13 protein-coding genes are annotated in these 12,763 nt (G+C 70.1%); 7 read left to right on the plus strand and 6 right to left on the minus strand.

Annotated elements, in window-relative coordinates; all coding sequences use genetic code 11:
* Positions 1 to 8: 8 nt before the first annotated feature.
* From JHD63_RS01775 to JHD63_RS01790, 4 genes are all read right to left on the minus strand, one after another.
* Positions 9 to 950: an AraC family transcriptional regulator gene (locus JHD63_RS01775; RefSeq protein WP_198968944.1), complete on the minus strand. Its 942-nt coding sequence runs from the start codon at positions 948 to 950 to the stop codon at positions 9 to 11.
* 151 nt (positions 951 to 1,101) lie between these two features.
* The gene (locus JHD63_RS01780; protein ID WP_198968945.1) at positions 1,102 to 2,142 is read right to left on the minus strand and encodes a DctP family TRAP transporter solute-binding subunit; all 1,041 of its coding nucleotides are present in this window, start codon (positions 2,140 to 2,142) and stop codon (positions 1,102 to 1,104) included.
* A gap of 24 nt (positions 2,143 to 2,166) precedes the next feature.
* Positions 2,167 to 3,468: a TRAP transporter large permease gene (locus JHD63_RS01785; protein ID WP_198968946.1), complete on the minus strand. Its 1,302-nt coding sequence runs from the start codon at positions 3,466 to 3,468 to the stop codon at positions 2,167 to 2,169.
* Positions 3,465 to 4,013: a TRAP transporter small permease gene (locus tag JHD63_RS01790; RefSeq protein WP_198968947.1), complete on the minus strand. Its 549-nt coding sequence runs from the start codon at positions 4,011 to 4,013 to the stop codon at positions 3,465 to 3,467. Before JHD63_RS01790 ends, JHD63_RS01785 begins: the two co-directional genes overlap by 4 nt.
* Before the next feature lie 383 nt (positions 4,014 to 4,396).
* On the opposite strand from JHD63_RS01790, the gene JHD63_RS01795 reads away from it, so the two are divergent.
* The 3 genes from JHD63_RS01795 (at position 4,397) to JHD63_RS01805 (ending at position 7,520) form a co-directional block, all read left to right on the plus strand.
* Complete coding sequence (locus tag JHD63_RS01795) at positions 4,397 to 4,846, plus strand: GreA/GreB family elongation factor (protein ID WP_198968948.1); 450 nt, start codon at positions 4,397 to 4,399, stop codon at positions 4,844 to 4,846.
* Positions 4,847 to 5,275: 429 nt separating this feature from the next.
* Positions 5,276 to 6,349 carry a dihydroorotase gene (gene pyrC / locus JHD63_RS01800; RefSeq protein ID WP_198968949.1) on the plus strand — a complete coding sequence of 358 codons (1,074 nt, stop codon included), beginning with the start codon at positions 5,276 to 5,278 and terminating at the stop codon, positions 6,347 to 6,349.
* 379 nt (positions 6,350 to 6,728) lie between these two features.
* Positions 6,729 to 7,520 (plus strand): NYN domain-containing protein, encoded by a 792-nt coding sequence (locus tag JHD63_RS01805; RefSeq protein ID WP_198968950.1) that lies wholly within the window; start codon positions 6,729 to 6,731, stop codon positions 7,518 to 7,520.
* A 32-nt stretch (positions 7,521 to 7,552) separates the two neighbouring features.
* Here the strand turns inward: JHD63_RS01805 and JHD63_RS01810 are convergent, their stop codons facing one another.
* Positions 7,553 to 7,786: a hypothetical protein gene (locus tag JHD63_RS01810; RefSeq protein ID WP_370590369.1), complete on the minus strand. Its 234-nt coding sequence runs from the start codon at positions 7,784 to 7,786 to the stop codon at positions 7,553 to 7,555.
* Between the two features lie 521 nt (positions 7,787 to 8,307).
* Here JHD63_RS01810 and JHD63_RS01815 point away from each other — a divergent pair.
* The 4 genes from JHD63_RS01815 (at position 8,308) to JHD63_RS01830 (ending at position 11,008) form a co-directional block, all read left to right on the plus strand.
* Positions 8,308 to 8,805 carry an IclR family transcriptional regulator gene (locus JHD63_RS01815; RefSeq protein WP_233167489.1) on the plus strand — a complete coding sequence of 166 codons (498 nt, stop codon included), beginning with the start codon at positions 8,308 to 8,310 and terminating at the stop codon, positions 8,803 to 8,805.
* Positions 8,806 to 9,067: 262 nt separating this feature from the next.
* The gene (htpX, locus tag JHD63_RS01820) at positions 9,068 to 9,943 is read left to right on the plus strand and encodes a protease HtpX (protein ID WP_198968952.1); all 876 of its coding nucleotides are present in this window, start codon (positions 9,068 to 9,070) and stop codon (positions 9,941 to 9,943) included.
* Positions 9,944 to 10,032: 89 nt separating this feature from the next.
* Positions 10,033 to 10,614, plus strand: coding sequence for a GNAT family N-acetyltransferase (locus JHD63_RS01825; protein WP_233167490.1), 582 nt, complete (start codon positions 10,033 to 10,035; stop codon positions 10,612 to 10,614).
* 25 nt (positions 10,615 to 10,639) lie between these two features.
* Positions 10,640 to 11,008 carry a YXWGXW repeat-containing protein gene (locus JHD63_RS01830; protein ID WP_198968953.1) on the plus strand — a complete coding sequence of 123 codons (369 nt, stop codon included), beginning with the start codon at positions 10,640 to 10,642 and terminating at the stop codon, positions 11,006 to 11,008.
* Between the two features lie 10 nt (positions 11,009 to 11,018).
* On the opposite strand, the gene JHD63_RS01835 is transcribed toward JHD63_RS01830, so the two are convergent.
* Positions 11,019 to 12,686, minus strand: a complete 1,668-nt coding sequence (locus JHD63_RS01835; protein ID WP_198968954.1) for an NAD(P)/FAD-dependent oxidoreductase — start codon at positions 12,684 to 12,686, stop codon at positions 11,019 to 11,021.
* Positions 12,687 to 12,763 lie beyond the last annotated feature (77 nt).

The raw sequence follows: 12,763 nt of genomic DNA on the forward strand, positions 1-12,763 counted from the left end.
GGTAGGGCTCAGTCCAGCGGGATATAGATTTCGGTGCGAAGCGCAGTTGCTGGGGTGTAGCGCGGGTCATTCAGAAAGTACTCAAAGGGCGGCGCGTCACGCAGCGTGTACCCGGTGTGGGGCAGCCACTCACGGTAGATGGCGTCCCAGCTTTTGTGCAGCAGCCTGTGCAGGCCTTTGTGGGTGAAGACGGCGTAGATGCCAGCGGGCAGTGTCTGCCAGCTCAGGCTGCCGCTGAGTCGAAGAGGTGGTCGTGTGATCTGGCCCTCTCGGCGATTCAGATGGAAGTCGAAGATCGCGCCGACCTGCATCCGGGCCTGCTGGTCGTCCGGACCTTGGGGCTCGTCAGCCATCAGGGCCAGGCAGCTCTTCATGCGGGGCATCAGGCCGGCCTGGGTGAGTTTGGGGATCAGCTCGCCCAGGGCCTGGCGGGCTGCCCGGCCCATGTTGCCCTGGTCCATGCCGCGCCCGACGGCGGTCAGCACATGCAGCTCGGGGGTATGGGTCAGCCGGGGCTGCAGGGTGCGCTTCGCCTTCGCCGGAGAGACGCAGGCGCGCCGCTCAAAAAGTTGTTGCCACTGTGGGCGAACGCCCGCTCTCACGGCCGTGGGGGTAGTGTCGATTTCGCGCCGCATCGCCTTGGCCAGGGCTTGAGCGCTGGTGTAGCCCACTTCAAGCGCCACGGCCAGAACCGCGGTATCCGCCTGGGCCAGCAGACCGCAGGCTTTTTGCAGGCGCCGCCAGGTGATGTAGCCCGTCACCGTGGTGCCGAAATAGGCGTGGAAGAGGCGATGGAAATGGAAGGGCGAGAGCGCGGCCCGGGCTGCCAGTTGTCCGGTGTCGATGGCCTCTGACAGGTGGCTCTCCAGGTAGGCCACGGCCTTGCCCAGGCGCTCAAGGTCACGAGGGTGATTGGTGGCAGCGAGTGAGGGTGGGGCAAGCTCTGACATGCTGCCCTATTCTTCCGCATGCGTGTCCGCTCGGCGTGTCCGACCTTGCTCAGTTGAGGACTTCGGCATGGCCTGCTGCGCGGCCTCTGGTGCCATGGTGTTTCATGGGCTGCGGGTTGCCCGCAGCGCCATGGCAAACACCTTGTGGCACCTACTTCTTGCGTGCCGCGATCGCCTTCTCCGCGCGGTTGACCAGGTCGGTGCCGACCATGGGCTTCCACTTGTCGTAGACCGGCCGCGTGGCCTTGGCGAAGGCGTCGTGCTGCTCCGGCGTCAGTTGCGTCACGGTCACGCCCAGCGCGCTCAGTTCCTGTACGAAGGGCTTGTCGGCCTCGATCAGACCCTTGCGGGCGAGGGCGATTTCCTGCTGGCCGGCCTCTATGGCCGCCTGCCGGACGATCTCGCGGTCGGCCGGCGTCCAGCTGTTCCAGACTTCCTTGTTGGCCACGAAGATCAGCGGATCGGCCACGTAGCCCCAGAGCGTGAGGTGCTTCTGGCCCACGGTTTGCAGCTTGGCCGCGGTGTAGACCGCCAGCGGGTTCTCCTGGCCGTCGACCGCGCCGCTGGCCAGCGCGGGCTGCGCGTCGGCCCAGCTCATCTGCGTGGGGTTGGCGCCGAGCGTGCTCATGGTGTCGAGCACCAGCGGCGAGCCGACCACGCGGATCTTCAGCCCCTTCATGTCCTTGGGCGACTGGATCGCGAGCTTGGAGTTGCTGATCTCGCGAAAGCCGTTCTCGCCCCAGGCCAGCGGCACGGCGCCGGCCTTCTCGATGTCGGCGAAGATCTCCTTGCCGACCTCGCCCTGCGTGAGCGCGTCGATGGCGGCGAAGTCCGGCATCAGGAAGGGCAGCGAGAACAGGTTGAGCTGCTTGACCTGCGGCGACCAGTTGAGCGTGGAGCCCACGGCCAGGTCGATCACGCCCTGGCGCAGCGCGGTGAACTCGCGCGTCTGGTCGCCCTGCACCAGCGAGGTTCCGGGGTAGAGCTTGATGTTGATGCGCCCCTGGGTGCGCTCCTTGACCAGGTTGGCCCAGATCTCGCCGCCCTTGCCCCAGGGGTAGGCCGGGCCGAGCACCAGCGACATCTTGTATTCGGCCTTGTAGTTGGCCGGCGTCTGCGCCACGGCGCCGAGCGAGAGGGCCAGGCCGGTGGCGGCCAGCGCCAGGCCGAGGATGGAACGGCGGAACTTCATGGGCGATCTCCTTGTTGAAAAAACCTACAGATAGCCGAGCCTGCGCGGCAGCCACAGCGCGAGTTCGGGCCAGGCAATGACCGCGACCATCACCAGGAACATGGCAAACAGCATCCAGCCGACCCAGCGCACGGTCTCCTCCATGCGCACCCGGGCGATGCGGCAGGACACCATCAGGTTCACCGCCAGCGGCGGCGTGAACTGGCCCAGCGCCACCTTGAGCGTGAGGATCACGCCGAACCACACCGGGTCCCATTTGTAGTGCTGCACGATCGGCCAGAGCAGCGGCACGAAGATCAGGAAGATCGAGACGCCGTCGAGGAACATGCCCACCGTGATCAGCAGCAGGATCAGGAGCGCCAGCACGCCGTACTCGCCCAGGCCGGAGTGGACGATGGCGCGCGTGATCGGGTCGATCACCCCCAGCGTGGAGAGCGAATAGGCGAAGATGCCCGCCAGCGACACCACCAGCAGGATCACCGCCGACAGTTCGCCCGACTCGCGCAGGATCACGAACAGGTGGCGCACCTGGATAGTGCGGTGGATCACCATGCCCACGAACAGGCCGTAGAACACCGCCACCACGGCGGCCTCGGTCGGCGTGAACCAGCCCGCGCGCATGCCGCCCAGGATCAGCACCGGCGCGGCCAGGCCCCAGACCGCCTCGCGCAGGCTCCTCCAGAAGGCCGGGCGCGGCAGCGTCGATTCGAGCGCACCCATGCCGTGGCGGCGCGCCAGCCACACGGCCGGCACGATCAGCGCGATGCCGGCCAGCACGCCCGGGACCATGCCGGCGGCGAACAGCGCCGGCACCGAGGCGCCCGGCACCAGCACCGAATAGACGATGAAGGCCACCGAAGGCGGGATCAGTATGTCAGTGGCCGCGGCCGCGCCCACCACGCTGGCCGAGAAGCTGGCCGGGTAGCCGGCGCGCGACATGGCCGCGATCATCACCCCGCCCACCGCCGCCGCGTTGGCCGGCCCCGAGCCCGAGATGCCGCCCAGGAACATCGCCACCACGATCGCCACCAGCGGCAGCATGCCTGGGCCGCGGCCGACGATGGCGATGGCGAAATTCACCAGCCGCAGCGCCACGCCGGAGCGGTCGAAGATGGAGCCCACCAGCACGAACATCGGGATCGCCAGCAGCGGGTACTTGCCCAGGCCCGCATAGAAGTTCTGCGGCACCGCCAGCAGGCCATACCACTGGGTGTCCAGATTGGCCAGCGCGATGGCCGCCGCGCCGGCCAGGCCGAGCGCCGCGCCGATCGGCACGCCGACCAGCATCATCACGACGAACAGTGCGAACAGCAGCGTCGCGATCATGCGCCGCGGCCCTGCCGGCGGCGCCGCATGAACAGCCCCAGCGCCCGCAGCGCGATGCCCAGCGAGATCACCGGCAGCCAGATCGAATACCACCACTGCGGCACGCCGATGCCGGGCGAGGTCTCGCCGTAGCGGTAGTCGTCCCAGACCACGCGCACGCTGAGCACCGCGATCAGCAGGAACAGCAGCGCCACCATCAGCGCCCCGAACTGCGCCAGCCGCGTGCGCCGCCGCGGCGAGCCGCCCTCGGCGAAGTACTCGATGCGGATGTGCCGGTCGCGCGCCACCGCCGCACAGCCGCCGATCAGCGCCAGCACGATCATCAGGAACACGGAGAACTCCTCCGTCCAGGCGAAGGAACTGTTGGTGAAATAGCGCACCAGCACATTGGCGAAGGTGATCAGCGCCAGCACCGCCATGACGATCACGGTGAGCCAGTCCTCTATCGCCAGCGGTACCCGCGTCGGTTCGTCTGCATCAGGGGTGGGATCGGGGGCCGGGCTGGCGGCGTCCAGCAAGGGGCCGGACTCGGGTGGCTGTGGCATGTAGAGCGCGGGAAGAACGGCGGAAATGCCGCAAATGGGGGGAGATGCTAGGGGAACGACCCTCGCCCGGCCATTGGTGATTTCCCACTGGTCGGGGTTGCGGACTATGATGGGCGGCCACGTCCCGTCCTCCCCGCATCCAGCCCCCGCATGCCCGGCTCCTTGCCGCGGCGTGCCGCTGTGCGCGTGTTGCGGAGTCCTGGCATCGCGCGTCCGCCCGCCGCACGGCCGCGGCGGCGCGTCCCGAGCGCCTGTCCGCCGCACTTTCCTGAGCCCGGCGGCTCCCTTCCTCCTCCTCGCTTTCTGGATCGCCGGGCCCTTTGCAGAGCGGCCGTGCCCGGCCGGCTTCGGTGCCGGGCGCCTTTCATGTCCAGGAGCCATCCATGCCCATCTCTTCTTCCGTTGTCGCGTCGTCCGCATCGTCGTCCGTCGTCCCGCGCACCATCACCGAACTCGACCTGGTGCGCATTCGCAAGCGCCTGAGCCAGCCCGGCGCCCTGCCGGAGTCCGAGCGCGCCGAGTTCGAGGACCTGCTCGACAACGCCGAGGTCGTGTCCTCCTATGCCGTTCCCCCGGAGGTCGTCACCATGCGCTCCGAGGTGCGCATCGTCGGCCCCGTGGGCTGCGAGGAGCGCACCGTGACCCTGTGCTACCCCGAGGCGGCCGACCCCGCCGCGGGCCGGGTGTCGGTGCTGTCGGCCATGGGCATGCACCTGCTGGGACTGTCGCCGGGGCAGACCGCGCACTGGACTGCGCCCGACGGCCGCGAACTGACGGCCGAGGTGCGCGCCATCGTGTTCCAGCCCGAGGACAGCGGGGACTTTCTGGGGTGACTGGGGAGCACCCCCAGGCTGCGCGCTGCGCGTCTTCGCCTTCCCCCTGCGAGGGGGCACATCCTGCGGACCGGCGGAGCCGGAGCCGCGGATGTCTGCGCTTGGCCTGCTCCGCGGCCTCTCGTCCATTTGTGTTTCGCGCGCTGCGGATGGTGCATCAGCGCCGTGGGTCGTTGAAATCTCCCCCAGGCTGCGCGCTGCGCGTCTTCGCCTTCCCCCTCAAAGGGGGCTGAGCCCGTACACGAAAGGTCCAGCGGACCTTTCGTGACTGGCGAAGGGCCGGGCCGCTGGCCCGGCGCGGTCTGCAAGACCTCTCCTGCGGACCGGCGCAGCCGGAGCCGCGGATGTCTGCGCAGGGGGCGTGAGATTTCATGGGCCCGGGTGCGGGTGCGCCTTGTTTGAGCCGGCCGGGTGCGAAAATCGCCCGCCATGACCGAGCCTTCCCACTCCCATTCCCCGCGCCCGGGCGCGCCCGATACGCTGACCCTGATCCGCCCCGACGACTGGCATCTGCACCTGCGCGACGGCGCCGCGCTGCAGGCGGTCGTGCCCGCCAGCGCGCGCCAGATGGCCCGGGCGCTGGTCATGCCCAACCTGCGCCCGCCGGTGGCCACGGCGCAGCAGGCGGCCGAGTACCGTGAGCGCATCCTGGCGGCCGTGCCGGCCGGCGTCGCCTTCGAGCCGCTGATGTCGCTCTACCTCACCGACCGCCTGCCGCCCGAGGAAGTCGCCCGGGCCAAGGCCGCCGGCGTGGTCGCGCTCAAGCTCTATCCGGCCGGCGCCACCACCAACAGCGATGCCGGGGTGACCGACATCCGCCGCACCTATCCGACGCTGGAGGCCATGCAGCGGCACGGCCTGCTGCTGCTGATCCACGGCGAGGTGGCCGACCCGGCGGTGGACGTGTTCGACCGCGAGGCGGTGTTCATCGACCGTGTGCTGATTCCGCTGCGCCGCGACTTCCCCGAGCTGAAGATCGTCTTCGAGCACCTGACCACCAAGGAAGGCGCAGACTACGTGCGCGCGGCGGACCGCTTCGTCGCGGCCACCATCACGCCCCAGCACCTGCTCTACAACCGCAACGCCCTCTTCACAGGCGGCATCCGGCCGCACTACTACTGCCTGCCCATCCTCAAGCGCGAACTGCACCGCCAGGCCCTGGTGGCCGCCGCCACCAGCGGCAGCCCCAAGTTCTTCCTGGGCACCGACAGCGCGCCGCACGCCGCGCACCTGAAGGAGCACGCCAGCGGCTGCGCCGGCTGCTACAGCGCGCTGGTCGCCCTGGAGCTGTACGCCGAGGCTTTCGACCAGGCCGGCGCGCTCGACAAGCTCGAAGGCTTTGCCAGCCTGCATGGCCCGGACTTCTACGGACTGCCGCGCAACACCGCCACGGTCACGCTCAGGCGCGAGACCTGGACCGTGCCCGAGACCGTGCCCTTTGGCGACGCCACGCTCAAGCCCCTGCGCGGCGGCGAGACGCTGGCCTGGCGGCTGGCAGAATGAGACCACCCCCAGGCTGCGCGCTGCGCGTCTTCGCCTTCCCCCTGCGAGGGGGCACATCCTGCGGCCCGGCGCAGCCGGCTCCGCGGATGTTTGCGCATGGCCTGCTCCGCGGCCTTTCGTTCCTTTGGGTTTCATTCGCTGCGGGTGTTGCTGGAATGGGACCACCCCCAGGCTGCGCGCTTCGCGTCTTCGCCTTCCCCCTGCGAGGGGGCACATCCGGCGGACCGGCAAAGCCGGTTCTGCGGATGTCCTGGCATGGCCTGCTGCGCGGCCGTTTGTGCCTTTGGGTTTCATGCGCTGCGGGCGGGGCATGGCGCCGTGGATGGCTGAGGTCTTCTTTGCTTTTTTCTCTTCTTCTTCCCCCAACCGAGGCTGCCCCATGCCCCACGCGAAAACCGATACCACGGCCTTCCTGATCGACGCCGACAACCTGTCTCCGGCGGCCGTGGAGGAGGCGTTCGCCAAGCTCGGCGACCTTCCGGGCGTCATCACCGTGCGCCGGGCCTATGGCGGCGCGGACAAGCTCGCGGGCCTGCGCGAGGTGATGCAGCGCCATGCGGTGCGCGGCTTTCTCAACCATGGCAAGGGTTCCACCGACGTGGCGCTGGCGGTGGATGCGGTCGACGTGCTGTACCAGTTCGCGCCCGGCACGGTGGCCATCGGCTCGGGCGACGCGGACTTCGTGCCGCTGGTGGTGCGGCTGCGCGAGGCCGGCGTGCGCGTGATCTGCTTTGCCCAGGCCGACAAGGCCGCGGCCGACATCGCCCAGGCCTACGACGCGGTGATCCACGTCGGCGGCCGGGTCACGGCGGCTTTCGAACCGCGGCCGCGGCCCTCGCTGGTGGCCAGGGCGGCCCCTCCTGCGCCGGCGCCGGTGGCTGCCGCGCCGGTGCGGGCGCCGCGCGCCGCACGCAGCGTGGCCGGCGCCGCGCGCCCGGAGCCGGCCGAGCGCGAGGTGTCCGAGCAGATGCGCCAGGTGCTGGCCGCCATCCCCGACTGGCAGATCGGCGGCATCAAGCAGCTCAATGCGCTGGGCAAGCCGCTGTACGACGCGGGCATCAAGCGGGGCAGCAAGCCCTTGCACGAGCTGTTCCGCAAGTACCCGGCCTATTTCGAGATCCATCCCCAGGACGGCCCCGCGCGCCAGGTCAAGCTGCTGCGCCGGCCTTGACGCCGCCGCGGGGCTCCGTGGCGCCATGTTTTTCATGAAAGGACGTTGTAGCCCAGGTGATGTCTTGGCTTTCTGCTATTGATTTTGTAGCTAATGCCGTCGCCGGACACCAGGGCGATGGTGTGCAGCAGCGCGCGCGGATCGGCCTTGCCGCGGCCGGCGATGTCCATGGCCGCGCCGTGCCCCACGCTGGCCAGCAGCGAGGGGTAGCCGCTGAACGCGATGCCGGCGCGCTGGATCGCAGCCTCGTGCAGCGGGCAGGCCACCACCGCATCGACCGCGCCGGCGTGGCAGGCGGCCGGCTTCCACGTGCCGCAGCGCGGACGGCAGCGGCAGCAGGCCGAGCGCCGCGGCGTCGTGGCCCGGTGCGTGCGTGGGCTGCGGGGCGATGGGCGCGCCGGGCCCGATCGGGCGGGCGCAGGCGGCGGCGCGTTGCGCCATGGGGTAGTTCATGAAGCGGACTCTCGTCACAGCAGAGGGGATGCGCTCATGCGCAGTCGAAGCGATGGGGGCGGGGAATGGAGAGTGCTGCCTGTTCAGTTGTGGAGACCCGGGGCGGGTCTCCAGTGCATCTCGCGCATGGACAAGCCAGATTTGCGCGATGCGCAAGCCTTGGCGATCTCCGCACACGAATGGCGTCCCCGACGGTCTCCTGGGCGTGGGACGGCTGTGATGGGCCGTGCGGCGGTGCGAGACCATGTCGCGTCGCTGCAGAAAGGGCTGCAGGTGCTGACCTGCTTCAACCGCAGGCACGGCCGGCTGACCCAGTCCGAGGTGGCGCGCCTGATTGGAAACGCCTTCGGACCGCACGCGTGCGTCCGCCGCGCCGGGCATGCTGCTGGACGACGAGGTGGCCATCGTCGCCCGCGCCACGGCGCGGCGCAGCTTCGGCCTGGCCGTGGCCGTCGGATCGCGCCTGCCTCTGTACTGCTCGGCGCAGGGCCGCGCGCTGCTGGCCTGCATGCCGCCGGAGGAGGCGGAGTTGCGCGTGCGCCGCATGGCACGGCCGGCCCTCCCGTCGCGCACCGTGTGCGCGGCCGACGCCGTGCTGGCGCTGGTGGCGCGCGGCCGCGAGGACGGCTTTTCCAGCTGCGACGGCGGAATGGAGCTGGGCGTACGCTCCATGGCGGTGCCGGTGACCGACCGTGCCGGCACGCCGGTGGCGGCCATCGGCATCGCGGTGCGCGCCGAGCACATGGAGATGCGCGAATTGCGCCCCGTCATGCTGCCGCCGCTGCGGCAGGCGGGCATGACGCTGCCGGCGCAGATCTATCCCGAGGAATGACGACCGGATTCAAAAGGAATCCCAGGCAAGCCCAGGTACCGTCGGGGCCTTCTGCTACAAAAAAAGAAGCATTGCCGAAGCGCGGTATCACGGAGGGCGCGAACTTTCCGCCTATGATCGACTCTATCCTCACGCCTTCGCAGGGCTGCACAGATAGACGACAACAGAGCGGGAACTGCGGCGCGGCTTGAAGGGGCGGGGTCCGCCTCCATATTTCCGCGCAAAGGATCCTACGGGCCTGGTCCCATCCCACGGAGAACTCATGAAACGTATCGCTCTGTTCGTTCTAACCAACCTGGCCGTCGTCGTCGTGCTGGGCATCGTCGCCAGCCTGCTCGGCGTCAACCGTTTCCTCACCGCCAACGGGCTCAACCTGGGCGCGCTGCTGGGCTTCGCGCTGGTCATGGGCTTCGGCGGCGCCATCATCTCGCTGCTGATCAGCAAGCCGGTCGCCAAGTGGAGCGCCGGCGTGCGGCTGATCAACCAGCCCGCCACCGCCGACGAGGCCTGGATCGTCGAGACCGTGCGCAAGTTCGCCGACAAGGCCGGCATCGGCATGCCCGAGGTCGGCATCTTCGAGGGCGACCCGAACGCCTTCGCCACCGGCGCCTTCAAGAACAGCGCCCTGGTGGCGGTCTCCACCGGCCTGCTGCAGGGCATGACGCGCGAAGAGGTCGAGGCCGTGATCGGCCACGAGGTGGCCCACATCGCCAACGGCGACATGGTCACCATGACCCTGATCCAGGGCGTGATGAACACCTTCGTGGTGTTCCTCTCGCGCGTCGTCGGCTACGCGGTCGACAGCTTCCTCAACAAGAACAACGAGAACCGCTCCGGCCCCGGCATCGGCTACTGGGTCACCACCATCGTGCTCGACATCGTGCTCGGCTTCGCCGCGGCCATCGTCGTCGCCTGGTTCTCGCGCCAGCGTGAGTTCCGCGCCGACGCCGGCGCGGCGCAGCTGATGGGCCGCAAGCAGCCCATGGTCAACGCGCTGGCCCGCCTGGGCGGCATGGTGCCGGGCGAACTGCCCAAGAGCATCCAGGCCATGGGCATCACCGGCGGCATCGGCAAGCTGTTCTCCTCGCATCCGCCGATCGAGGAGCGCATCGCCGCGCTGCAGGCCCGGCAGGTCTGATCGTTCGATCTCCGTCCGTCGCCGCGTCCGCCCCCCGGGACGCGGCGATGTCGTTTCTGACGTCTCCTGCTTCCCTGCTGCGCGCTTCGATGACCATCTCCATCCGCCCCATGCGGTCTGCCGACCTGCCCGAAGTGCTGGCGCTGCAGGCCGAGGCCTATGCCAGTGCCACGTTCGAACTGGAAGGCCATGATTTCTTCGCCAACCGGCTGCAACTGGCGCCGGCCTGCTGCCTGGCCGCGCAGGCACCCGACGGCACGCTGGCGGGCTACCTCGTCTCCTACCCCTGGCGCGGCGACGCCGTGCCTGCGCTGGGCGTGCCACTGCCCGCATTGCCGGCGCCGCCGGACCGCTGGTACCTGCACGACTGCGCGGTGGCGCGCCGCGCGCGCGGGCAGGGCGTTGCGCCGGCCCTGCATGCGGCGGGCGCGCGTGCGGCGCGGGAACAGGGGCTGCGCCAGGCCGCGCTGGTCGCGCTGGCCGATGCGGTGGCCTACTGGCAGCGCCTGGGCTACCAGGCACGGCAACTGCCGGGTGGGGAACTTGCCGGCTACGGCCCGGGCGCGGCCTATATGCAGCGCCCGCTGGCCGTGCCGCCGCAGGAAGGCGCGGCCCGGGCTTTACCGGGCCTTCATGCAGCGGCGTCAACAGCTTGCGGGTCGCGGCGTTGAGCAGATTCCTGTTCTGGAGAGCACCATGTCCTCATCCTCTTCCACGGGCCGCTGGCGCGGCTCCGTACTGCCGGCCGCGTTGTTGGGAGCGGCCGCCTTCCTGTCCGGCTGCGTCGTCGCACCGCCTCCGCCGCCGGCCCGCGTGGTGGTGCGCGAGCCGGCCGCGTACGTGCCGGTCGAGCCGCCGCCGCCCCAGGTCGAGGTCATCGGCGTGGCGCCTGTCGTGGGCCATGTCTGGGTCGGCGGAGCCTGGTTCTGGGAGGGCGGACGCTATGTCTGGCGTCCCGGCCACTGGGCCGCGCCGCCGCGGCCGGGCTATGTCTGGGTGCCGCACCGCTGGGATCGCGGCCCGGGTGGCTGGCGCTTCCATGAGGGGCACTGGGCTGCGCGTTGAGCGGCTGCCGTCATGCTGCGGCCACTGCGCGCGCCACGGCCTCGGCCACCTTGATGCCGTCCACACCCGCCGACAGGATGCCGCCGGCGTAGCTCGCGCCTTCGCCGGCCGGGTACAGGCCGCGCACGTTCAGGCTCTGGAAGTCCTCGCCGCGCGTGATGCGGATCGGCGACGAGGTGCGTGTCTCGACCCCGGTCAGCATCGCATCGGGCAGGTCGAAGCCCTTGATCTTGCGGGCGAAGGCCGGGAAGGCCTCGCGCATGGCCTCGATGGCGTAGGCGGGCAGGGCGGCGTGCAGGTCGCCCAGGCGCACGCCGGGTTTGTAGCTGGGCTGCACCGCGCCGAAGGCGGTGGAGGGCCGGCCGGCGATGAAGTCGCCCACCAGCTGGCCCGGCGCCTCGTAGGTGCCGCCGCCGAGCGCGAAGGCGTTGGATTCGAGCCGGCGCTGCAGTTCGATGCCGGCCAGCGCATGGGGCCGGCCCTGGGCCTCGGGCGGCAGGTCGACGTGCCGGTAGTCGGTGGGGTAGTCGCGCGGGTCGATGCCCACCACGATGCCGGCGTTGGCGTTGCGCTCGTTGCGCGAATACTGGCTCATGCCATTGGTGACCACGCGGCCGGGTTCGCTGGTGGCGGCGACCACGGTGCCGCCCGGGCACATGCAGAAGCTGTAGACCGAGCGGCCGTTGCTCGCGTGGTGCACCAGCTTGTAGTCGGCCGCGCCCAGCAGCGGGTGGCCGGCATGCCGGCCCCAGCGCGCGCGGTCGATCAGGCCCTGCGGGTGTTCCACCCGGAAGCCGACGGAAAAGGGCTTGGCCTCGATGTGCACGCCGCGGCGGTACAGCATCTCGAAGCTGTCGCGCGCGCTGTGGCCGAGCGCCATCACCACGTGGTCGGCGCGCAGCTCCTGCACGGCACCCGTGGCTTGGTCGAGCACGGCGAGCCCGCGCATGCGGCCGTCCTCGATCAGCACGTCGGTCACCTTCTGCTCGAAGCGGATCTCGCCGCCCAGCGCCACGATCTGCGCGCGGATGTTCTCCACCACCTTCACCAGCTTGAAGGTGCCGATGTGCGGGCGCGCCACGTACAGGATCTCCGGCGGCGCGCCGGCCCGGACGAACTCCTGCATCACCTTGCGGCCCAGGTGGCGCGGGTCCTTGATCTGGCTGTAGAGCTTGCCGTCGGAGAAGGTGCCCGCGCCGCCCTCGCCGAACTGCACGTTGGACTCGGGGTTGAGCGTGTTCTTGCGCCACAGGCCCCAGGTGTCGCGGGTGCGCTGGCGCACCGTCTTGCCGCGCTCCAGCACCAGCGGCCGGAAGCCCAGTTGCGCCAGCACCAGCGCGGCGAAGATGCCGCAGGGCCCGAAGCCGACCACGACCGGCCGCAGCGGCAGGCCCGCCGGCGCGGCCGGCGGCGGGTACCAGGCCATGTCGGGCGTGGCGGCGATGTGCGGGTGCTGCGCGTGCCGGGCCAGCAGCGCGGGCTCGGCGCACGGGTCGGCCAGCGTGACGTCGACGATGTAGACCTGCCGCAGCTCCTGCTTGCGCGCGTCGAAGCTGCGCTTGTGCACGTGGACCCGGGCGATGGCCTCGGGCGCGATGCCCAGCGCGGCGGCAACGGCCTGGGCCAGGGCCTGCTCTGCATGGTCGAGCGGCAGCTTGATTTCGGAGAGGCGGATCATGGTGCGTCAGGCCCGTGGTGATCGGGCAGAAACGGTGTCGGTGGGGCGCGAAATGATACGGTAGCGGCTCCGTCGAT

Source organism: Xylophilus sp. ASV27, from assembly GCF_016428875.1.
Lineage (GTDB): Bacteria > Pseudomonadota > Gammaproteobacteria > Burkholderiales > Burkholderiaceae_C > Xylophilus.